General features: G+C 49.9%; 15 protein-coding genes and 1 pseudogene. 9 read left to right on the top strand and 7 right to left on the bottom strand.

Annotation, left to right across the window (positions count from 1 at the left end):
* Positions 1-128: 128 nt before the first annotated feature.
* The 7 genes and pseudogenes from tssC to tssH all read right to left on the bottom strand — a co-directional run.
* Positions 129-1,628, bottom strand: a complete 1,500-nt coding sequence (gene tssC / locus ACQE3Z_RS08045; protein ID WP_426973205.1) for a type VI secretion system contractile sheath large subunit — start codon at positions 1,626-1,628, stop codon at positions 129-131.
* Between the two features lie 15 nt (positions 1,629-1,643).
* Positions 1,644-2,171, bottom strand: coding sequence for a type VI secretion system contractile sheath small subunit (gene tssB, locus ACQE3Z_RS08040; protein WP_426973203.1), 528 nt, complete (start codon positions 2,169-2,171; stop codon positions 1,644-1,646).
* 89 nt (positions 2,172-2,260) lie between these two features.
* On the bottom strand, positions 2,261-2,848 hold the full coding sequence (locus tag ACQE3Z_RS08035) for a fimbrial protein (protein WP_426973201.1): 588 nt from the start codon (positions 2,846-2,848) through the stop codon (positions 2,261-2,263).
* On the bottom strand, positions 2,839-5,406 hold the full coding sequence (locus tag ACQE3Z_RS08030) for a fimbria/pilus outer membrane usher protein (RefSeq protein WP_426973199.1): 2,568 nt from the start codon (positions 5,404-5,406) through the stop codon (positions 2,839-2,841). Before ACQE3Z_RS08030 ends, ACQE3Z_RS08035 begins: the two co-directional genes overlap by 10 nt.
* 165 nt (positions 5,407-5,571) lie before the next feature.
* On the bottom strand, positions 5,572-6,345 hold the full coding sequence (locus ACQE3Z_RS08025) for a fimbria/pilus periplasmic chaperone (protein ID WP_426973197.1): 774 nt from the start codon (positions 6,343-6,345) through the stop codon (positions 5,572-5,574).
* 101 nt (positions 6,346-6,446) lie between these two features.
* A complete protein-coding gene (locus ACQE3Z_RS08020) occupies positions 6,447-6,980 on the bottom strand; it encodes a fimbrial protein (RefSeq protein WP_426973195.1) in 534 nt (177 codons plus the stop codon).
* Between the two features lie 199 nt (positions 6,981-7,179).
* Positions 7,180-9,783, bottom strand: a pseudogene (gene tssH / locus ACQE3Z_RS08015) (type VI secretion system ATPase TssH); the annotation flags it as partial.
* 191 nt (positions 9,784-9,974) lie between these two features.
* Here tssH and ACQE3Z_RS08010 point away from each other — a divergent pair.
* From ACQE3Z_RS08010 to ACQE3Z_RS07970, 9 genes are all read left to right on the top strand, one after another.
* Positions 9,975-10,241 (top strand): hypothetical protein, encoded by a 267-nt coding sequence (locus ACQE3Z_RS08010; protein WP_426973194.1) that lies wholly within the window; start codon positions 9,975-9,977, stop codon positions 10,239-10,241.
* 35 nt (positions 10,242-10,276) lie between these two features.
* Positions 10,277-12,157, top strand: coding sequence for a type VI secretion system baseplate subunit TssF (tssF, locus tag ACQE3Z_RS08005; RefSeq protein WP_426973193.1), 1,881 nt, complete (start codon positions 10,277-10,279; stop codon positions 12,155-12,157).
* The gene (gene tssG / locus ACQE3Z_RS08000; protein WP_426973191.1) at positions 12,154-13,155 is read left to right on the top strand and encodes a type VI secretion system baseplate subunit TssG; all 1,002 of its coding nucleotides are present in this window, start codon (positions 12,154-12,156) and stop codon (positions 13,153-13,155) included. Before tssF ends, tssG begins: the two co-directional genes overlap by 4 nt.
* A gap of 51 nt (positions 13,156-13,206) precedes the next feature.
* Positions 13,207-14,283 (top strand): ImpA family type VI secretion system protein, encoded by a 1,077-nt coding sequence (locus tag ACQE3Z_RS07995; RefSeq protein WP_426973189.1) that lies wholly within the window; start codon positions 13,207-13,209, stop codon positions 14,281-14,283.
* A 3-nt stretch (positions 14,284-14,286) separates the two neighbouring features.
* Positions 14,287-15,303: a fimbrial protein gene (locus ACQE3Z_RS07990; RefSeq protein ID WP_426973188.1), complete on the top strand. Its 1,017-nt coding sequence runs from the start codon at positions 14,287-14,289 to the stop codon at positions 15,301-15,303.
* Between the two features lie 12 nt (positions 15,304-15,315).
* A complete protein-coding gene (locus ACQE3Z_RS07985; protein ID WP_426973186.1) occupies positions 15,316-16,680 on the top strand; it encodes a GlcNAc-transferase family protein in 1,365 nt (454 codons plus the stop codon).
* The gene (locus ACQE3Z_RS07980; protein ID WP_426973185.1) at positions 16,674-18,500 is read left to right on the top strand and encodes an OmpA family protein; all 1,827 of its coding nucleotides are present in this window, start codon (positions 16,674-16,676) and stop codon (positions 18,498-18,500) included. Before ACQE3Z_RS07985 ends, ACQE3Z_RS07980 begins: the two co-directional genes overlap by 7 nt.
* Before the next feature lie 20 nt (positions 18,501-18,520).
* Positions 18,521-19,012: a DcrB-related protein gene (locus ACQE3Z_RS07975; RefSeq protein ID WP_426973184.1), complete on the top strand. Its 492-nt coding sequence runs from the start codon at positions 18,521-18,523 to the stop codon at positions 19,010-19,012.
* Positions 19,013-19,819: 807 nt separating this feature from the next.
* Positions 19,820-22,216, top strand: coding sequence for a glucose/quinate/shikimate family membrane-bound PQQ-dependent dehydrogenase (locus ACQE3Z_RS07970; protein ID WP_426973183.1), 2,397 nt, complete (start codon positions 19,820-19,822; stop codon positions 22,214-22,216).
* Positions 22,217-22,270 lie beyond the last annotated feature (54 nt).

Below are 22,270 nucleotides of genomic sequence, written 5' to 3'. Positions count from 1 at the left end.
TTCGCCAGGAATATAACTTATTTAATAAAAAAATTAATTCCTGACTTTTCACGGAGCGCAGTAATCCCCGACGCATCCGCATCTTTAAAGAATAATGACGTGATTATTCTTTGGTTTAATTGCCCATATCAGGCAACATTTTTCAGCGAAGGTAATTTCGCGACCATACGTAAAGAAACGGTCAGCCCCTCCAGTTGGAAATGTGGACGCAGGAAGAATTTCGCCTGGTAATAACCCGGATTACCTTCAACATCTTCCACTACCACTTCCGCTGCCGCCAGTGGGCGACGCGCTTTGGTTTCCTGAGAAGAGTTAGCAGGGTCTCCATCCACATAATTCATTATCCAGTTGTTCAGCCATCGCTGCATATCTTCACGCTCTTTAAAAGAGCCAATTTTATCGCGCACGATACACTTCAGATAATGTGCAAAGCGTGAACAAGCGAACAGGTATGGTAAACGGGCAGACAGATTGGCGTTTGCCGTGGCGTCCGGATCGTAGTACTCAGCTGGCTTTTGCAGCGATTGCGCACCAATGAACGCCGCATAATCCGTATTTTTACGATGCACCAGCGGAATAAAACCATTTTTCGCCAGTTCGGACTCACGACGGTCAGAAATTGCGATCTCTGTCGGACACTTCATATCCACGCCGCCGTCATCAGTCGGGAAAGTGTGGCAAGGGAGATTTTCCACCACGCCGCCACTTTCAACGCCGCGAATCATGGTGCACCAGCCATAATGCTTGAACGAACGGTTAATATTTACTGCCATCGCATACGCGGCATTCGCCCAGGCGTATTTGTTATGATCGGCACCGTCAGTGGTCTCCTCAAAGTTAAAATCATCCACCGGGTTGGTATTGATGCCATATGGCAGGCGAGCAAGGAAACGCGGCATCGCCAGGCCGATATAACGGGAATCTTCAGACTGACGCAACGAGTTCCATGCCGCATACTCCAGGTTTTGGGTGAAGATTTTCGTCAGATCGCGAGGATTAGCCAGTTCCTGCCAGGAATCCATCTGCATCACGGACGGCGCAGCTCCGGTAATAAATGGCATATGAGCGGAAGCCGCGACTTTGCCAATAGACGAGAGCAGATCCACATCCGGCGCGCTATGATCGAAATAGTAATCCGCAACCAGGCATCCATAAGGCTCGCCGCCGAGTTGACCATATTCTTCTTCATAAATTTGCTTAAACAGCGGACTCTGATCCCAGGCGATGCCTTTATAACGCTTCATGCAGCGACGCAGATCATCTTTGGAGATATCCATAAAGCGCAGCTTCAGCTTTTCATCAGTCTCTGTGTTGTTGACCAGATAGTGCAAACCGCGCCACGCACTTTCCAGACGCTGAAACTCTTCGTGATGCAGAATCAGGTTAATTTGCTCGGAAAGCTTAAGATCGATCTCCGCGATAATCGCCGCGATGTTCTTATACGCATCGTCAGCCATGGTGATCGACGTGGTTAACGCCTGTTCCGCCAGGGTTTTAACCGCAAGTTCAACCGCCGTTTTCGCCTGTTCGGATTTCGGCTTAAACTCACGGGTTAATAGCGTATTGAAATCGCTATGCGACGCTTCCTTCGTGGCTGTCTGTTTTGAAGTTTCTACTTGGGTAGCCATAGTTCTCTCTCTACATCAATTTTTTTGGGACGTGGCTTCATCAGCCTGTTTCGGCTTCGGCGCCGAAGCCAGCGTATTCAGCAGCGATTTGTCATTCAGTACTTTCATGACCAGATTTTCCGCACCAGCTTTACCATCCATATAGGTCTGGAGGTTAGCCAGTTGAGTACGGGCCTCCAGCATCTGTGCTAAAGAATCGACTTTGCGCGCAATAGCGTCTGGAGAAAAATCATCCATACTTTCAAAAGTCATATCGACCATTAGCTGACCTTCTCCTGTTAGCGTGTTTGGTACTGCAAATGCCACGCGAGGACGCATCGCTTTCATACGCTCATCAAAGTTATCGATATCGATGCTAAGGAATTTTCTGTCGGCAATCGGCGGCAATGGCTCTAACGGTTTACCCGACAGATCGGCCAGAACCCCCATTACAAATGGCAGTTCAATTTTCTTTTCACTGCCATAAATTTCCACGTCGTACTCAATTTGTACGCGCGGAGCACGATTACGTGCGATAAATTTCTGCGAATTGCTTTTGCTCATAGTAGTCAATACTCTTCAATAACCGTTCATGGATAAATTGTTGTTCGTTTGATGGTTAACTTAAAATAATCAGCCAGCCCAACCTCCCTTTATTTATAAACAAGCTCGACGCCTGCTATCGCATAAACCTTCCCGGCAGTTACCACCGCGTCCCCATTTGCATAATAGCTCGCTGTAAATCTGTGGCTTATTGGCTCAGCCGCAGAAGAAATAATATAATCCTGTCCTGAAGCGGCATCATCAATAATAATCTGCGAACTATTTTCCTTTCTTAATCTGATCTGCACATTGTCGCTATATGTTAATCCGGTACGGTTCACTAAATTACCTGTTTTATTATCCGCCGCAGTGACGCTGCTATCGAAGAAAAGAGTCACTGTGTGGCTTGCGGGGCAATTCTTTAGCGTAATATCAAACGGTACGCTGCCAGCTTCACTGCCATTATTTTGCAGCGATGCGGTTGAGATTCGGGGTAACGTTATTATCTCATTACTGCTGTCATTATTTATCACAACTTCGCAGGTTTCATCTATATAGATCCCGGTAAAATTTAAATCTATCGAGCAATTGGTTAAACATGCCCGGGCCGAGAAAATGAATATACCGCTGACCAGGGTTGCATATAACAAGTTGCGAAGATATTTATAGTTCGCAGTGGTGATGGTAATTAGTGACATAACACTCCTACCTGAGTAACAAGTCCCATTGCTTCCATAATTTTCCGGGTAACAGTAGCATTAGAATAAATAGTGCAGAGGCGCTGACCGGAGGCGTTTTTAACATACAGGTTATTTTTCTCCGCCTGCCATCCCCGAATAAACGCCATACCACCCTGGCCAATAATACCAAGACTGTTATTGCGTTCATCGTAGATATCAGAGCCAATCGGTAACGGTTTACCCTTCGAATCTTTGATAATTAACACGACAGGTTCGCCCACCTGTGTTTTTACATTGACCTTAACCGCCGCGCCCATGCGAGGAATAACAGAGCTTTCGCTCTCCAGAATGTCAACTGTGTCCGGAAGGCCCTGTGTGTTTACCGCAATGGTATTCTTACGATATGGCGTCAGCGACGGCACGATGGCATAACCATTGGCATCAATTTGCGAGCCATAACCATTCAACATCCTGGCACCTTCGGCACCTGGCGCTTCCACTAACGCAAAGGGATAATCCCCCAATCGCGGCCCGGCGGTGATGCCGCCGTTGTGCGCCACTACACTGCCGTTTGCCGAAAACGATAACTGGCTCGATTTGTTCCCCACCGATGCTGTCGAACCAAACTGCCCGACCGGCGAGCTATAATTGACGTTACCGTTAAAGGTGCTGTGCGCTACGTTATTCTTCGCGTTGCTCACTGAGGTAGCAACGCCATAGCTCAGCTCATTTTGCTCACCCTGGCTGCCAATAGCGTTAACCTGTAACGTGCTGCGACCATCGTTATCATGATAGACGGTGGAATACATCGTGTTAAAAACCGGTTTATCTATCATATTGCTGCGGCCAAGAGGTGCGCTGATAGAAAACATAACGCTGTTTACATTGTGCCCATTGCTGTTATAGGCGCGCGAAGCGGAAAGCGACCACGAAAAATAGCGCTCGGATTTGCTATAGGAGAGCATATATTGGCTGGTCGCCGAACGATCTTTCCAGTACTGGTAAAAATTACCGGAAAAATTCACTCTTCCGCCATTCCAGAGCGGCTGACCTACGCTGACGGTAAAGCGCTGGCGGGTCCGATAGTCCACCATATAATCATCGATTCTTGTGCCGTAGCGCTCCAGCATTGCATCCCTCAAACTGTAAAATCCCTTAGAGGAATAACGCCAGGCGGCAAGCGTGACATCTGTCGAGGTTGTATCCAAATACTTACTGAAACTAATGTTGTAACTGTTTCCTGAGGAGGATTTACCCTTCTCCAGTTCGCTATACGCACGGATAACATCTATCGATAAGCCACCTAACGGTGTGTTGAAAGCGTTACCCATTCCAGCGGCGGTGTAATTTTCGGAAAACTGACCACCGCCGTATAGCGTGTACATATTACCCAAACCATACTGCCAGAAGAGCTGCGCCAGGCTCGGCTTTTCAGACAACGGTTTGTCCTGCACTTTACCCACGGCAACGCCAAAACGAAAAACACCATCATGCAGCAACATGGGCGGCGCCGAGAAAGGCACAATCTGCGTTCGCTGGCGGCCATCCGCCTCGATAATTGTTGCCTGCAAGTCGCCGCCATAGCCCATCGCACCAATATCGCTCAGTTCAAATGGCCCCGCCGGAACGGTGGTTTCATAAAGGATCCTCCCACGCTGCGTGACCTGAACCCTGGCATTCGTTTCAGCGATGCCGCGTACCAGCGGAGTATAATAACGAAGCCCGTCTGGCAGCATACGATCGTCTGACTGCAACTGAATGCCGCGTACGAGCAGGCTGTCGAAGAGATCGCCGTTGGTTGTGCTGTCGCCCAGGGTCAACTGACTTTTCAGCGCCGTAACATCCCGCTGAAGATAAGTAAGGAAAGACTCTGTATGCTTTGAGCCAACGCTGCTCCAGTTAGTATTAAGCCGTTTACGCAAACGCCAGTCGTAAAAGTTTAACCCGGCCATCATTGTAAGGTTGCCATTGACCGAGCGGCCCTCATTACTGACAAAGCTGCCTGAGTTCTGCTGGACATAAAAGTTACCGTTATAGTCGAACAACGCTGCTGTTACGCCTGAATCCCAGGAGTTGGGATCGGTATAACCGCGCGGATACCGTACAAGCCAGGCCTGGGGAATCGTCAGGTCAAGGTAAAAATCTCCGACCGTATAGTTAGCCCCGGCACCCGCAATCCATTTATCGATCGTGGCGCATTGAATATATTCTTCTTTATTTTGATCTTGCTGTTCAGGTGCCGTCGATAATGGTTCGACGGAATACTTTATACCCAGGCTGGTCAATTCATCCTTCGTAAAGCAGGGTTGTGCGCTAATACTATTCTCTATTGATCTGAACAACACCTTGTGCTGCCCACGGCTTTCTCCGTTAACGGAAACCTGTACCACATACTCGCCAACAGGCGTTGGATTGCCCTTATAGAATCGGGAAACATCCACACTCTGCCCATGAATAAAAGCACTGTTGAATTTTACAATTTTTGCACGTATGTCCGGGTCCGTCTTGGCAGGTAAAGCATTGGCGCTGCCGTAAGCGAATATCGAAAATCTCGCGATTAAAACTAAAGAAGCCATGAAGGTACGTCGGATAGCATACGTAATCTTCGATTCGCGTATTATTCGCTGTGCGTATACCCTGGTTTCTTTTGATTTCACTTCCCCGCCTCCCTGAGCAGAAAATTCCGTTCCCTGACCTCAAATAAAAAACCATTTCAGCCTGCAGAAAAATTTCTGATACGTTTATTTGAGTAGCTTACTTATCGTTAATCCATTAGCTGTCGTCGGAAGCAATTGATATTCCGCAATGCTGCCATAATCGCTAATCAGGCGAACCGTGACGCTGTCAATAGTTGCTGATCGAGATGCCTTACTATTAACTAACATTTCTTTGCTGCCAAAAGGAGGAATCATATCGACAGCCAGCGAAGATTTCGTACTACCGGATGTAATATAAGCCGAATCGAATGAAATATAATAAGGCGTCGGATTGATGACTTTAATTCCCCTGGCAGGACTAATAATTTCCCATTTCAGCTGCTCAACTTCCTGAATACTCCCGCTTTTCAGTGCTGACGGGCGATAAAAAATTTTAATACGCGTTCTGAATGCCAGTTCAAGACGATCCAACTCCTTCACTGCTTCATTTTCCGGCGGAATTTCCAGTAAATTAAACCAAAACACTGATTCACGGTCTTGAGGAAGACTCATACCATTATAAATAAGGCGAACACTCTGCCCTTTACCTGGCTCGACGCGGTAAATCGGAGGCGTGACAGTGAACGGTACTTTTATGCTATTGATATCGTCATTTTTGCCGCCATCATCAACCCATACCTGCGCCAGCAACGGTACCGAGCCTTTATTGGTTGTTCGTACGGTTTTTTCGCGAGTATTCCCTGGGAAAATAATACGGGTTCCGGAAATCGTCATACCTGCAAAAGCGCTCTGTGTTATAAAAACCAGAGAAACAAAAGCAGTGATTAATTTTAAAATAATCGCATATTGATATTTCATAGCGCTACCCTGCATGTATGACATCCCATCACATTAAATAGCAACAAAGTTTTTTAATAAAAGGGCGATTACTCGCCCTGCTTCAAGCTAAAAACCAACAGTTATGGATAAACCAGGGTATAACGCGCCTGCGCGTATACTTTCCCTGCAGTGGTGGCACCTGTTGCGTAGTAACCTCCATAGTAACGCATGGTTGCCTTGCCGCTATTGACGGTGAACTCTTGACCCATTTCGCCCAGTTTCAGGGGCTGTTCATCAGAGTTGTACAGACGAACCTCTACATTTGTCGCCTTCGTCGCGCTTCCAGTGAATTGGTTAGTCAGGTTACCAGTAACGCTATCCACGCCACTTGAGCCGATCGCTTCGAAGTGCGCTGCCACTTTGCTGATACCCTGCGGGCAACCTTCAACATTCAGGTCGAAACCTTTTGAACCTGCGGTCGCACCGGCCGTCTTCAACGTCTGAACGGATACTGTCGGCAACTGTACCTGACGGTCAATAGAGTCGCTGGCGATAGAGCAGGTTTCCGTAATTAATTCACCATTAAAGGTTACAGTGCCCTGAGTTTCAGCCAACACCGAAGCCGATGTAGCCGCCAACGCCATTGCGCACAGTGTCAGTTTTACATTACGCATGTGATAATCCCTTATATGCTTATTATTAAACGTTAAGTAAAAGGAGACTGTTATCATCTCCATTTATGCCCTGTTTTCTTAACAGTTAGTCTGTTGCCATTTCCTCCGTGTTTCTAATAATTTCGATATCCTTGCTATGTGACAGGACTACATGCATAGCAAAATTTTTATTTTTAGAACAATTTTCCCCTGCCATATTGAGAACAGCCCTGCCGATTTCAGGAAGAATATTTTTCTCAATAAACCTAATCAGCATTCTTGCACCTGTTTCTGCTACTGGACATTGTTCTACAATATGCTGAACCAACTCATCACTAAACGTTAACGCAATGTCATGATTGGCCTTCGCGCGTGCTGCGATACGACTCAAATGAATATTGACAATATGTTGTAATGAAGAAACAGATAACGGCAAATAAGGTATCACCGTCACCCGCCCTAAAAATGCTGCCGGAAATACTTTTAACAATGAAGGCTGTAATATCGTTAATAAGCTCTCTTCATCCGGCATGGTTTCAGGATCGGCACAAGCACTGCTAATAATATCGCTGCCAGTATTACTGGTAAGCAGAATAATGGTATTACGGAAGTCTATCTGCCTGCCTTCGCCATCTTCCATCGTTCCTTTATCAAAGACCTGGAAAAACAGTTCATGAACATCCGGATGTGCTTTTTCCACTTCATCCAGCAAAATCACACTATAAGGTTTACGGCGTACCGCCTCGGTTAAAACACCACCTTCACCGTAACCTACATAACCCGGTGGAGAACCTTTCAGTGAAGAAACCGTATGCGCTTCCTGATATTCACTCATGTTGATGGTGATAAGATTCTGTTCGCCGCCATAAAGCTGACCTGCAATCGCCAGCGCGGTTTCGGTTTTACCAACGCCGGATGGTCCCGCCAGCAAAAAGACGCCAAACGGTTTTTGCGGGTCGGCAAGGCCAGCACGCGCAGTCTGAATATTCTTACTTAGGCACGCCAATGCATACGGCTGGCCAATGATCCGTTCTGACAGGCGCTGCGGCAGCTCCATGACTGTGCTGACATCATCTTTCAGTACCTGCCCTACAGGTATACCCGTCCAGTTAGCCACAATTGAGGCGACGACTGCGGCATTCACCTCCGCCTGAACCAGCGGCTGTTCGCCGCGTATCTCGCTCAGTGCCGCCTCCAGTTGGTTAAGTCGAGCCTGTAAAGAGGCCACGGTCTCTTGCTCTGGTACGCCTGACTCTTCTTTCGTAGCGGACAGAAGTTGCTGACGCGTATCGTTAATGCTGGCAACCAGTTCAGACTCTTGCGTCCAACGGCGATCGAGAATTTTCGCCTCTTCCGCATGTTCCGTAATCATGCTCTGGATTGGCGTAAGACGCTGCTCGTCTTCTTTTCCGAAATCAATCGCCTTTTCAAGGAGCGACAGTTCAGCCTGTGCGGACTGGCTGCGGAATTTCAGTATTTGCAGCTCCGTCGGAGGCGTGTGCTGTGCCACCGCTACCCTGGCACAGGCAGTATCCAGCAGGCTTATCGCTTTATCAGGCAATTGACGAGCAGGAATATAGCGATGGGAAAGCCGGACAGCAGCCCGGACGGCCTCATCCATGATCCAGACGCCGTGATGTTTCTCAAGAACCGGCAGCAAACCACGCACCATTGCGATAGCCAACTCTTCCGAAGGTTCTTCTACCTGCAGCACCTGAAAGCGGCGGGTCAACGCCGGATCTTTTTCAATATGGCGTTTGAATTCACTCCAGGTCGTCGCGCCGATGGTGCGCAATTGACCACGCGCCAGCATGGGTTTCATCAGGTTCGCCGCATCGCCCGTTCCGGCATTGCCGCCCGCACCCACTAACGTATGAATTTCATCAATAAACAGAATTACCGGTTCTGCGGAGCCGACGGCCTCTTCCAGGACTGACTTGAGGCGCGCCTCAAATTCACCTTTCATACTGGCGCCCGCCGAGAGCGCCACCACATCAAGCGTCAACAAACGAACTTTCTGCAGAGAGGGGGGAACCTCGCCTGCCGCGATAGCCAACGCCAGACCTTCGACTACAGCGGTCTTACCTACCCCGGCCTCCCCCGTCAGTAATGGATTGTTCTGCCGACGACGCAACAGGATATCCACCATGGTATTGATCTCTTTATCGCGTCCCAGTACGGGATCGATTTTTCCTTCCCGCGCCAGTGCGGTGAGATCTGTCGAAAATTGGGCCAACCCCCCCCCATTCAGGGGCGATCCCATGGCATTACTGGCCTCGCCGGGAATCCCCGCTTCGCCAGTTATCACCGCATCGCCTGCCAGGTCGCTTTGTTCTGCAGAATCGCGAACGATATAGCCAAGGTCTTTATTTAATGGTTCCAGCGGGATTTTTTCAAATAAAGGAGAAATAGCGAAAAGCGCGCGACGTAATTCCATTGTGGTAAGCATTGCCATCAACAAATGGCTGCTGCGAATGCAACCAGCGTGGCATTCAAGGCTGGCGAATACCCAGGAGCGTTCAATCGCTAATTCTATATGATAAGAAAAATCAGATATAGAACTGGCTCCCGTTGGCAGACGAGTTAATGCCTGCGCAAAATCGCGTTCCAGCATTTCAGCATCAATGTCGAAATATCGAATAATATGCTTAATATCACTATCTTGCTGCTGATATAACTGATTTAACCAATGCACCAGCTCAACATAAGGATTGCCACGTAATTTACACAGTGTTGTTGCACTTTCTACACTTTTAAACAAGATAGTGTTGAGCTTGCTAAATAGATTTTTTCTGGTTATTGCCACAATAAAATCCGCCCTGATTTAATCCGAAATTTGATTGCCGTGCTCATCCACTTTCCCTCCTGGGCAAGAGATAAGAACACCCTACTTTTTATATATTTGTCAATAAGATTGACAACTCAACTGCCAAGTCAACCATTAATCATTTTATTTATTCCTGTTAGGCATTCTATTTATTTGGCTGGTAAATAAAACCCCTCAACAAAGAAATTGTGGCTTTTAAGAATTTAGCCCGAGAAACATTCCTATCATTTGACCGGCAAAGAATTCTTTTTCAAAACAAAAACATTTCTTTTTCAGAATACAGCCCGAGAGACATTCCTAAATTAACAAAAACAATTAATATGCAAAGCAAAAAAATACTTTTTACTTTTAGAATGATGTTAATAAAGAGAGGAAAAGGAGTTCGACGAGAACCGCATGATATTCCTGCTTCTCCTGCTTCTCCTGCTTCTCCTGCTTCTAAGCATTACCGTTAGTTAGATTTACCTTGCCGATAATTACAGGATGCCAAGTGGAACACAACTTTCTGGATTACTACAATCGGGAACTGACTTTCATCAGGGAAATGGCACACGAGTTTGCTGCCCGCCACCCTAAGATTGCCGGGCGCCTGGGAATGAACGGCATTGAAATTGCCGATCCTTATGTTGAACGTTTAATAGAAGCTTTTTGCTTTTTATCTGCCAGGACGCAGATAAAGCTCGATGCTGAATTCCCTAAATTTACCCAGCGCTTGCTTGATATCGTCTATCCCAACTATAACTCGCCAACACCTTCAATGGGGGTCGTGCAACTAAAGCCGGATCTAAGTGAAGGCGATTTAACGCATGGCTATCTCATTCCTAAACAGAGTGCGTTTTACAGCCAAATCCTGCCCGGTGAAATGACTCGCTGCGAATTTAGAAATAACCAGGATGTGACATTATGGCCGCTGGAACTTACAGAAGTCAGACTAACCTCGGTTCCCCCCGATATTCCTGACCTTGAACACTATCGTATCAAGCGCCATCAGTTAAAAGGCGCACTACGCATGAAATTGAAACTACAGGGCGATTTGGTTTTCTCCAGCCTGAAAGGACTGGATGAACTTCCTGTTTATATTCAGGGAGATGAACGCATTGTTTCACATACCTTTGAGCTGCTTCACGGCAGCCATATTGCAACAGTAGTACGTAGCGGAGAACAAAATAAGCCACGGCACCATGTCATCAGCCATCAACCGCTAAAATTCGAAGGTCTGGCGCCTGATCAAAGCCTGTTACCGCTGCAATGGAATATGTTTCACGGTCATACATTAATTCAGGAATATATTGCATGCCGTGCGCGTTTTTACTTTTTTTCTCTCACTCAGCTCTCCGCTGCGCTGGAACAAAACAATACTAACGAAGTAGAAGTCATTATTCTCCTAACTAAATTGCCGCAGGATCTTACTGTTCATCTCGACGCTTCACGTTTTTTACTTTTTTGTACTCCGGTCATTAACCTGTTTCCGAAACGGGTGGACCGCATTGAGATCAACCGGGCATTGAATTATTTCCATATCATTCCCGATCGCAGCCGCTCACTCGACTATGAAGTTTTTTCCGTAAACAAAGTAGTGGGTCTGCAGGCGGAAACCAGCGAAGAGTTAATATTTAATCCGCTTTATCAAACTCGTCATAGCGATATGGGCAATTTTGGGCGTTACTTCTCTGTTAAGCGAGAGATGCGCGCTAAAGAGACCACCGGCCGCAAATATGACACCCGAACACCTTACAGCGGCACCGAAATTTTCATCTCGCTGGTCGACCAGCAAGAAGCGCCCTATAGCGAACATATTCGCTACCTGTTGGTCGATGCGATGGTCACTAATCGCGATTTGCCTCGTCTTCTCACCAATACCGGCAACTTCGATCTCACCATGTCGGATTCCGTCCCTATTCATGGCGCGCGCTTTGTCAGCGCGCCCAGCGCTCCACAACCTCCATTATCTGTGGGTGAGTCCGCATGGAGGCTGATCCGCCAGCTGAGCTTTAACTATCTGCCGCTCTCGGATATGGAACACGCTCAGGGCGGCGAGTCGCTGCGCAATATGCTAAGGCTGTTCACCAGCGCCGCTGATCCTGAACCCATTGAGCAAATTAACAGCCTGGTAGGATGCCAGACCAAGCCAGTCGTACGCCGCCTGGCGGACGATGGATTGCTGGTCTACGGACGCGGAGTAAACTGTAGCCTGACCGTGGACGAAGAGGGTTTCTCCGGCATAAGTCCCTATTTATTTGGCCTGGTGATGGAAAACTATCTGGCGCGCCATGCCTCCATTAACGTATTTACGGAAACTGAACTGCACTCCATGCAACGCGGATTGATCGCGCGCTGGAAAGCGCGCCCGGGCAGACGGGGGGCGTTATGACAAAACCTGATGGGCTGGAAGCCTGGTTTGATACTCAGGTTCCATGGGAGGCGGGTTTCATCAGCATCATGCGCGCAATGGCCGCCCGTACACCTGCTTTGCCACCGCCGGGTAAGGCCACGTTGCCTTCTCAGGAGCGCTTCCGCCTTGGGCAGGTAGCAAGCATGGTCTTCTCGCCGCGCGAGATAGCTGCCATCAGCCAACAGGATGACAAAATTAAGCTTCAGTTGTTCGGGTTGGGGGTTTGGGGCGCGCAAGGGGCGATGCCGCTTCATCTTTCTGAGCTGGCCTACTCACGCTATGAACAACACGACCACACGCTAATCGACTTCGTGGATATCTTCCACCATCGGGCGCTTAGCCTGTTCTATCGTGCCTGGTTTTTATCGCAGGATACTGCCTCGCTGGATCGTAAAGACGACGAACGTTTTTCATTTTATGTCGGTAGCCTGGTAGGGCTGGATCCAGCTGAGCTGGCACCAGAACCGCTTCCGGTTCATGCCAGGCTGGCCTCTTCTGCGCATTTGGTTCGTGAAGCCCGTAATCCAGACGGCCTGCTGGGCGCTATGCAGTACTACTTCAACGTTCCTGTTCGAATGAAAGAGTTTGAGCTGCAATGGATTTTCCTGGACAGCAAAGATCAAACCGCGCTTGGCGATGACTGCTACGCATCTTTACTGGGCGACGGTGCGATCCTCGGCAACACCGTACTGGACAGGCAGCACAAATTCAAATTGTTAATGGGACCACTTTCCCTCTCTCAGTACATGCTTTTCAGCCCATGGGGTCGCGACCTGTCAGTACTTCGTGAACTGGTGCGCAGCTTTATCGGTTTCGAGTATGCCTGGGATGTCCAGTTAATACTGGCACCCGATCAAGTACCGCGCGCCACGCTCGATGGTAATCATCAGCTTGGTTACGCCAGTTGGCTAGAGAGGGAGACATGCGACTCGCCGGTTTACGGTATGAGCTTCGAACCGGAAACGTATCATCGCTAATAATCGCTCCGAATTAAGGATACCAACAACAGGGATAAAAAATAAAACGTGATGAATCATATACCAGTCCTGGCCTGTTCAGATTATTACCAGCATGTCATGCAGCCAGTCACAGAGGATGCCCCCTGCGGCGCAAGTCTGGATTACGATCCGGCATTTATCATGCTGCAATCCCAGATCCAACCAAAACTGGGAGCCGAATACGGCAGCTTCGTCGAAGCGGCGGAACCCATTAACTGGACGGAAATAGAGCAAAATTGCCTTGCCCTGCTGCAAAAAAGCAAGGATATCCGGCTGTTGGTTATCCTGATGCGCTGTCGATTACGTAAGATTGGCCTGCCTGCGCTGGCGGAGGGTACTGAAGTCCTCCACGCCTTGCTGAAGGCCTGGCCAGACGATCTCCATCCCCAATTGCTGGACGAGGGGGAGTTTGCCCCTATATTGCGAGCGAATGCATTCGCCGAACTGGAGGATATTCATGGTCTGCTGGCGGATTTACGTAACCAGTCGCTTCCACGAGCCGCTGGCCTGCAAATCAGCGTAAAGGAGTTTGAAAAGGCACACCAGGTTCCCCGGGAAGAAGGCGCTCTGCCAGAGACGGCCATCGCCGCATTAGTGCACGAATGGCATCTCAACGCACGAGACGCGATCCGCCCACTCACTCAGGCGCATTTCTTCTTACAGGAGATAAAAAAAGAGCTTGCCGCAACACTTCAGGATGAAGCGCCGGAACTAAACGTGCTGGAAAATATTCTTGCCATGTTTTCCAGTGAATTTGGCAGCACAGCGCCGGCGGCAGACCTCCCTGCAGATACCTTACCGGAAATCCCCGCACAGGAAGAACGTCCTGTTCCTGTAATCAATGCCGCACCGCTTTCCGTTGAAGCCCCAGCGGTTAGTGGCGAGCGCCCTTCGGCGGCGTCGGAAGTCCGCAAGGGCATTAACAACCGCACCGATGCGCTGCACCGACTGCAAGAAGTTCGCAGCTGGTTCGCAATGACCGAACCCAGTAGCCCGCTCATTCCGGTTTTGAGGTACGCAGAGGAGAGCATTGGGAAAAATTTCGCCGAACTCTTAAAGATGTATCCCCCTGAAATCGTCGCCATTCTGAGTCAAGAGAAGGAATAAAAGATGTTAAGGATCGCTATCGCTCTGCTTTCCACGATATTGATATCGCCTGGCGCCTGGGCCGTCTGTACGCTTGCGCGCGGCCAGCCGACGCCGCTCGCTATCAGCTCACAGGTGATTACCCTATCCGCCGATCAGGAGATCGATACCTCGAAGGAGTTCGCTCAGTACGACAGCACGGTGCTGGGAGTCGGTGTTGGCTTCGACAAGTGTGATGTAAATACAGAATATGGAAAGCGCGCGGTAAATCTGTTTGGCCAGGATCCGAGCACAAGGATCTATCAGACCAATATTCCCGGTATTGGCGTTAAGCTGTTATTCAGCAATGGTGAGGCCTTTGGTAACTTCCCGTCCACCAGCTACCTGAAATTTTCTCCTGTAAAGGATAAGAATACGGGGGAATGGGTGATACCAACAACCGGTATGCTGGATGTTGGAGCGGGATCGTTCTACCGCATCCAGTTTTTTAAAACCGGCAGAATACGCCTGAATAGCCCAACGGGCGATACCGTATTGCCCGCAGGGCTAATTGGCTATAACTATATAATGAGTGCCAATCCAGCCAATTTCACCGTCAAATTAAATATTGGCGGAATGAAAATAGTCAGCACCCCGGCATGTACTACCGATAATGCCAAAACCATCGATTTTAATACCGTGACGCCCACGCTGCTAAGCGCAGGCGTGACCCGCAATATGGATTTCGCCATTGTGTGTAAGAGCGACTATGGCACCTATTCAGCCAAAGCCTCAATAATCACCGATACCCCCTCTTCAGACGGCAGCTATATCCGGGTCGAAGATGCGGCCGGCAATAAAGACAGGCTGAGGATCCGCATCACCAACGGTAATAACCAGTTGATGAAAGTCGACGGCACCACTTACGAGCAAAAGAGCAATATCACCAGCCAGGGACCCGCCGAATTCTTATGGAAAGCCACGTTAATTCCAGGCAATACCGCCACGCCCGCTGGTGGCATTTTCACAGCAAAAGCAGAAATCGTTTTTGATATTCAGTAAACGGAATAATTAATGGATCAGGGAAATATGGATAACCCAGCGACAATTTTTATCAGCATCGCCAGCTATCGCGATCCGGAACTGTTGCCGACCCTCAGGGATATGCTGCGCCATGCTGCGCATCCGGAAAATCTGCATATTGCGATTTGCTGGCAAGACAACGAAATGCCAGAGGTTTTCGAACAGGCCGGGTTTACGCCACAGGGAGGCCGGGTCGTCGAAGGACGCGAAGTATTGATGTTTCGCTATAACCAGGCCCGCATTGATGTTATCAGCGTCCACTATTATACCAGCCAGGGGGCATGCTGGGCGCGCAGCCTGGCGGAAACGCTGTTCGAAAATGAGCGTTATTTCCTGCAGATAGACTCTCACTGCCGCTTTATTCCTGACTGGGATAACGAAATGACAGTCATGCTGCGACAACTACAGACGACGTCCCCCCGCCCGATAATCTCCTCTTATCCCCCGGCTTACAAGCCAGGGGACGACGAAGAGGCCAGTAAAAAGACCTATGTTAGCCGTTTGATTTTCCGTGAATACGACACGCAAGGCATTCCGATGTTTAGCTCTACGCCGTTTCAAGCCGAGGTACCGGTACGCGGCAGCTATCTGGCTGGCGGATTCATCTTCACTCTCGGCGATTTTGTAAAGACGGTACCCAACGATCCACAGATATTCTTCGCTGGAGAAGAGATAGCCATGGCGGTCCGTGCCTTCACTCACGGCTACGACGTTTATCATCCCCATAAGCCGCTGCTCTGGCATTACTATCAGCGTAAAGAACACAGCAAAGTCTGGGGCGATCACAATAATCAGGCGAAGGATCAGGGCAAAGTCGAAAAAGCGTGGTGGGAAAGAGACCTGGTTGCGAAAAAACGGGTCAGGACCCTGTTAGGACTGGAAGAGAAAGAATCTGTCGCCAGCCTCGCCCCTTACACGTTAGGCAATCAGAGAACCCTGCGACAGTTTGAATATCAGGCTGGTATCTGCCTGCAAAAAAGCACGGTTTTGCCTGAAGTCCTGGATAGCGAAAAAATTAACTTTTTTGCGACACCGCCAGCCGACGAAACGGAATGGCTTAACCGGCAGTTCGCCTACTACAAAAAATCCATCACGCTGAACGCGTCAGATTATGAGACCGATGAAACCAGGATGAGCAATCTGCATCTCAGTGTTTATAACGCGCAGAATATCCTGCTGTATAAGCGCACGCTGGAACCCCAGGAGCTGGAAACGTTACGCACCGAATCGGCCGATAATCTCCCTACGCTTTTACTTGAGTTTAAAACCGCCAGCATTGACAGGCCTTCTGTTATTCGAATATGCCCGTGGTCAGATACCTCAGGCTGGGGCAACGTCACGGAGAAAGCATGGTGAAAAGCGAAACCCTTTTTTGCAGGCTAACGGGCATCGATACACTTCTCTCCTTTGACGGGATCATTCCTTCCGCTGCGGACTTTCAGCTCAGGCTGATCTCGCTCATCGAACAATTTAATAAGGCGCTGCTGACGGAAGACCAGACACAGGCAGAGAGTGAATCGCTCTGCCGCGCGCTATGTTGTTATTTCGATAAACGGCTCACCAGTAATAAGCAACATAACTCCCTTTCCTGGCAACGTTATTCACTGGTGCATTACTTTTACGGTTACACCGAAAGTCAAGAAAACCTCACGCTCTCCGCCCAGCTTGACGCTCTGCTCAACACTGACAGCGAAGTGATATTTCGCTACGCGTGGAAGCTTTTAATGCTGCTGATACAACTGGAAGGGCGAACCGAAACGCTCATTACGCTACGTACTGCCTGGCGGGCTCGCTATTTTTCGCGCGCACGCGCTCCATTACGCTCATCGGCAGGAGAACCGGCGTCGTGGATCGTACAACACGGCGATGCAGGGTCCCCCCGATTGATGGTCTTTATTATTGGGCCGTTCGCCGGTAAGTGGTTTAGCCAGGCCAATCTCTCCTCCAGTAGCGACAACAGTATCGTCTGGGTTGTTGCTGAACACGTCAGCACGCTGATCGGCCGACTGGAGCATGTAAAAAAAAGCCACGGCACGGTGACAACGCTGGCCTTCTTTCCGCTACTGGCAGATGGTTTCGAAAACAGCAGCGTCATGATTGAACAAATCACGGCGTGGCAACACGCTTTTTCATCAAACCGATTGCCGGAGCATTTACCTTGTCTGCTTGGGCTTTATACACGGCTAAGCCAGCAGCGCTATCCTCATGATCCAGACAGCGCTATCTGGACAGGCGGACTAACGGCGTCGCCTGACTGCCACCTCAAGCTGGAATCGCGTCTTGTTAACCTGATTACCGAGCTTGACGCCCGCGATGACGGCAGCGATCTCTACGCTATTCAGCGCCATGCCCTGGCCTGCACACTCATCGCCTGGTTGGCGGAAAAGCGAATCATGAGTGTGTTGCAAAACCTGTTCGACAGCACGCAAATCGATCTGGTGGGCGTTCTCCTTGCCGATTATGGACAAGGATTCACTCGCCATGGCGCCTGGTCGCTCTGGCTCGCGGAGAAATATGGGATCCTGCCGGGTTTGTCGACATGCATTGCCATGCCGCCGCTACCTGCAATTCCGTTGCTACCGCTCATCGAACAGGAACAAGAACCAGAAGCTGCGCCTGAACGTCCACCAGCGATCGCACTATCGCCGGTCCGCAGAAAGTGGCCCGGTATTGTCGCGCTACTGGCGATCCTTATCTGCCTGACGACGGTTTTTTATTACTACGGCAAGCGGAACATCGACGAAATTCAGAGTTACCTCAGCCGGATAACGCCGTTAAAAATGTTAATGAGGGAGCATGAAGAGAGTGCTGACGCGGCCTTATTCACCCTTTCCGGCACAGCGCCGCTGTTTGAAAGCGGCAGCAGCAATTTGAGACCGGGCAGTGAAGAAATACTGGCGGGGCTGGTTCCCAAAATAAAGGGCGCGACGCAACAGAAGTACCTCATCATCGGTCACTCGGACAATACCGGATCCGCCGCCATAAACCTGTCGTTATCAACCGAACGCGCCAGGAAGATTCGGGACTGGCTGACAGAACAGACCGGTTTGCCGGCCAGCCATTTTATCATTGAAGGCGCGGGTAACTCCCGTCCAGTAGCCAGTAACGATACCCAGGAAGGACGCGCACAGAACCGCCGCGTTGAAATCATTCCGCTACCTGTACAACACCATTAAGGAATAAGAGAGAGTCACCTATGAGCAAAAAACCTGTGACCTATCCGCTTAACGAAGGGAGTTTCATGACATTCGACCCACAGGAGGATCAATCAATTAATATCCTTCGCTTTATGGACGATGATCATAATGCCTATAATATTTTGATTAACCGCGCCACGCTGGAACAAGATCAGACAGTAGATGATTTTTGCGAAAAGCAATGGGATAAAATGAAACGATTTGTCCCTGGTTTTGAGGTGGAGGGGAAAAACCTGAAACATGAGATTGGCCCAGCAAAGCTGCCTGTGCTGCAAACCGCCAATAAATTTCTTGAAGATGGTGCGTGGGTTCGGCAGGTATCGTCAATTGTGACGCTACCCTGGCATCCGCGGCTTAATCCGCACTCACGTAAACTGATTGTGTTCACTCTGGCTGCCAATAATGATTTCACCGAAGCGCAGCGTAAACACTATGTTCGCATTATTAATAGCTTTATTCCGGCTGACGCCCCTCTTGCTGTGGAAAGCTAACGCAGCCCTGTTGTAACAATCCCGCCTCTAAAACCAGAATTTCGACCGAAATTCTGGTTTGTCTGGTTCCTGGCGAAGCGATTGTTCGCGGGAAGTTTTTATATTTATCACTTGCAATCACGCTTTCCGCCTGAAATTTCCCGCCGCGATATCAGGCCCGCGTCATAAGCCGAACGCGAAATTATCATTACGCACCGGCATGCCCTGCATGAGGATATTGTGCCGGGCAGTCTATGGCTGAGGCTCTGTTTTCACAGCCATCGTCGCTGTTTCAGCCTTTTTATTAGCAATGTTAATTATCACTACGTGGCACAGCCGGGTTTGGCGCGTTATCGGGGACCGAGCTACAAATGGTCTATCTTGTCCGCTGCCGCCCTGAGTGGCTGGAGGGCCATTTTTATCTTCCGATCAGCGCTCATTTATTAGCTGGTGTTCTACTCGCCTCATGATTAATAAATAACGTTTTTTCCTTACCGCCGCCGTTTATTCCGGCGTGGCCTCTCACTATGCGGTTAATCGTTATCCGGTGGCGGAAATAGCGCGTTTTTTTTCGCCATAAGTCGATTCTCGTGGCTATTTTTTGCCCCAACATCAGGATCAGCTGCTATATAAAAAGCAGCGGATCATAATTCCTGCCAAAAAAATCGAAACTTGTAACGCTTATTCATATAAAATTTAACGCATCAGGAACATTTAGCTCACAGAAGAGCGCTATCAGGAACACTGAACACCCGTACTTTATCTGCTGGTATACAACCAGGCTGGTTGTTTACTTAGGTTTATGGCAACACTCAAGAGGACTAAATTATGGGGAAAGACTCCTCATCATCTTTACGCGTGATACGGCTTCTCACCGTATTATTCGCTGTGCTTTGCGGCGCGTATTTGCTGATTGGCGGGCTTTGGCTCTCCACAATAGGTGGTAGCTGGTACTACGTTATTAGCGGTATTGCGATGCTGGTAACGGCCTTTCTGTTATATCGTCGTCACAGCGCCGCGCTGGTGGTCTACGCACTGCTGCTGCTGGGTACGGTAGCCTGGTCAGTATGGGAAGCCGGTTTCGACTTCTGGGCCCTGGCACCGCGTACCGACGTTTGGGTTATTTTTGGCATCTGGCTGCTGTTGCCGTTTGTATATCGCGGCATTACGCCGTCTCACGGTAGCAAAGCAGGCGCTTCTCTGATGGGTCTGAGCCTGGCTGTCAGCGTTATTGTGCTGGCGTGGGCTGTGTTTAACGATCCGCAGGAGATCAACGGCACCCTGCCAGCCTCCGCACAAACTGCACCGGCTGCGGCTGATACCTCGATCCCACCGGGCGACTGGCCGGCCTATGGCCGCGATCAGGCAGGTACCCGTTATTCTCCGCTGACCCAAATCAACGAGAAGAACGTAAAAGATCTGCAGGTAGCCTGGACCTTCCGTACCGGCGACCTGAAAACGCCGAACGATCCGGGTGAAATCACCAATGAAGTGACGCCGATTAAAATCCGCGACACCCTTTACCTGTGTACTGCACACCAGATTCTGTTTGCTCTGGATGCAACAACCGGTAAAGAGAAATGGAAATTTGATCCAGATTTGAAGTCAAACCCAACTTTCCAGCATATCACCTGCCGTGGCGTTTCTTATCATGAAGCCCCTGCTGCTGCTGCTGCGGGTACTGCCGCGCCGGCACTTTGCGCACGCCGCATTATCCTGCCGGTAAACGACGGTCGTCTGTTCGCGCTGGATGCTGAAACTGGCAAACGCTGCCCGGACTTCGCTAACAACGGCGAGCTGGATCTGCAGCACAAACAGTCAGTCTCCACGCCGGGTTCCTATGAGCCAACCTCTCCGCCGGTTATCACTGATAAAGTCATTGTGGTCGCAGGCGCGGTAACCGATAACTACTCCACGCATGAAGCGTCAGGCGTTATCCGCGGCTTTGATGTGAATACCGGCGCGCTGCTTTGGGTGTTCGATCCGGGCGCGAAAGATCCAAATGCCATCCCGGCAGACGGTAAAACCTTCGTACCGAACTCACCTAACTCCTGGGCGCCTGCGGTTTATGACGCCAAACTGGATCTGGTTTACCTGCCGATGGGCGTCTCCACGCCGGATATCTGGGGTGGTCACCGTACGCCGGAGCAGGAGCGTTACGCCAACACCGTTCTGGCTCTGAACGCCACGACCGGTAAGCTGGCGTGGTCTTATCAGACCGTTCACCATGACCTGTGGGATATGGATCTGCCGTCCCAGCCGACGCTGGCTGACATTACCGATAAAGATGGCAATACCGTCCCGGTTATTTACGCGCCTGCCAAGACCGGTAACATCTTTGTGCTGGATCGCCGCAACGGTAAGCTGGTTGTGCCTGCGCCGGAAACCCCGGTTCCGCAAGGTCCGGCAAAAGGCGATCGCCTGTCGCCAACCCAGCCTTACTCAGAGCTGACGTTCCGTCCGAAAGATAACCTGTCGGGCAAAGATATGTGGGGCGCCACCATGTTCGATCAGCTGGTGTGCCGCGTTATCTTCCATCGTCTGCGCTATGAAGGCCCGTTCACGCCGCCGTCTGAACAGGGTACCCTGGTATTCCCGGGCAACCTTGGCATGTTTGAATGGGGTGGTATCGCCGTGGATCCTAACCGTCAGATCGCGATTGCTAACCCAATGGCGCTGCCGTTTGTTTCTAAGCTGATTCCACGTGGTCCAGGTAACCCGATGGAGCCGCCAGCCGATGCGAAAGGCGGTTCAGGCACCGAAACCGGTATTCAGCCGCAGTATGGGGTACCTTTTGGTGTGGAACTGAATCCGTTCCTTTCTCCGATTGGTCTGCCGTGCAAACAGCCAGCCTGGGGTTATATCTCTGCGCTGGATCTGAAAACCAACGAAGTGGTGTGGAAAAAACGTATCGGTACCGTTCGCGACAGCTCGCCGGTTCCTCTGCCGTTCAAAATGGGTATGCCGATGTTGGGTGGCCCGGTAACCACGGCAGGTCACGTATTCTTTATCGCTGCGACAGCGGATAACTACCTGCGCGCTTTCAGCACCAATACCGGTGAAAAATTGTGGGAAGGCCGTCTGCCGGCGGGTGGTCAGGCAACGCCGATGACCTATGAAGCCAACGGCAAACAGTACGTGGTGATTTCTGCTGGTGGCCACGGCTCTTTTGGCACCAAACTGGGTGATTACATCATTGCCTACGCGCTGCCGGATCAGAAATAATCTGACCCGCAACGCTGACAAAACCCCGGCCTGACGCCGGGGTTTTTTTATGCC

Origin of the sequence: Pantoea sp. FN0307 (assembly GCF_050113815.1) — a bacterium.
In the GTDB taxonomy this organism is placed as follows: Bacteria; Pseudomonadota; Gammaproteobacteria; order Enterobacterales; family Enterobacteriaceae; genus Mixta; species Mixta alhagi.
Note: the sequence above shows the minus strand (reverse complement) of the source record. Positions and strands in the feature narration are given on the sequence as shown.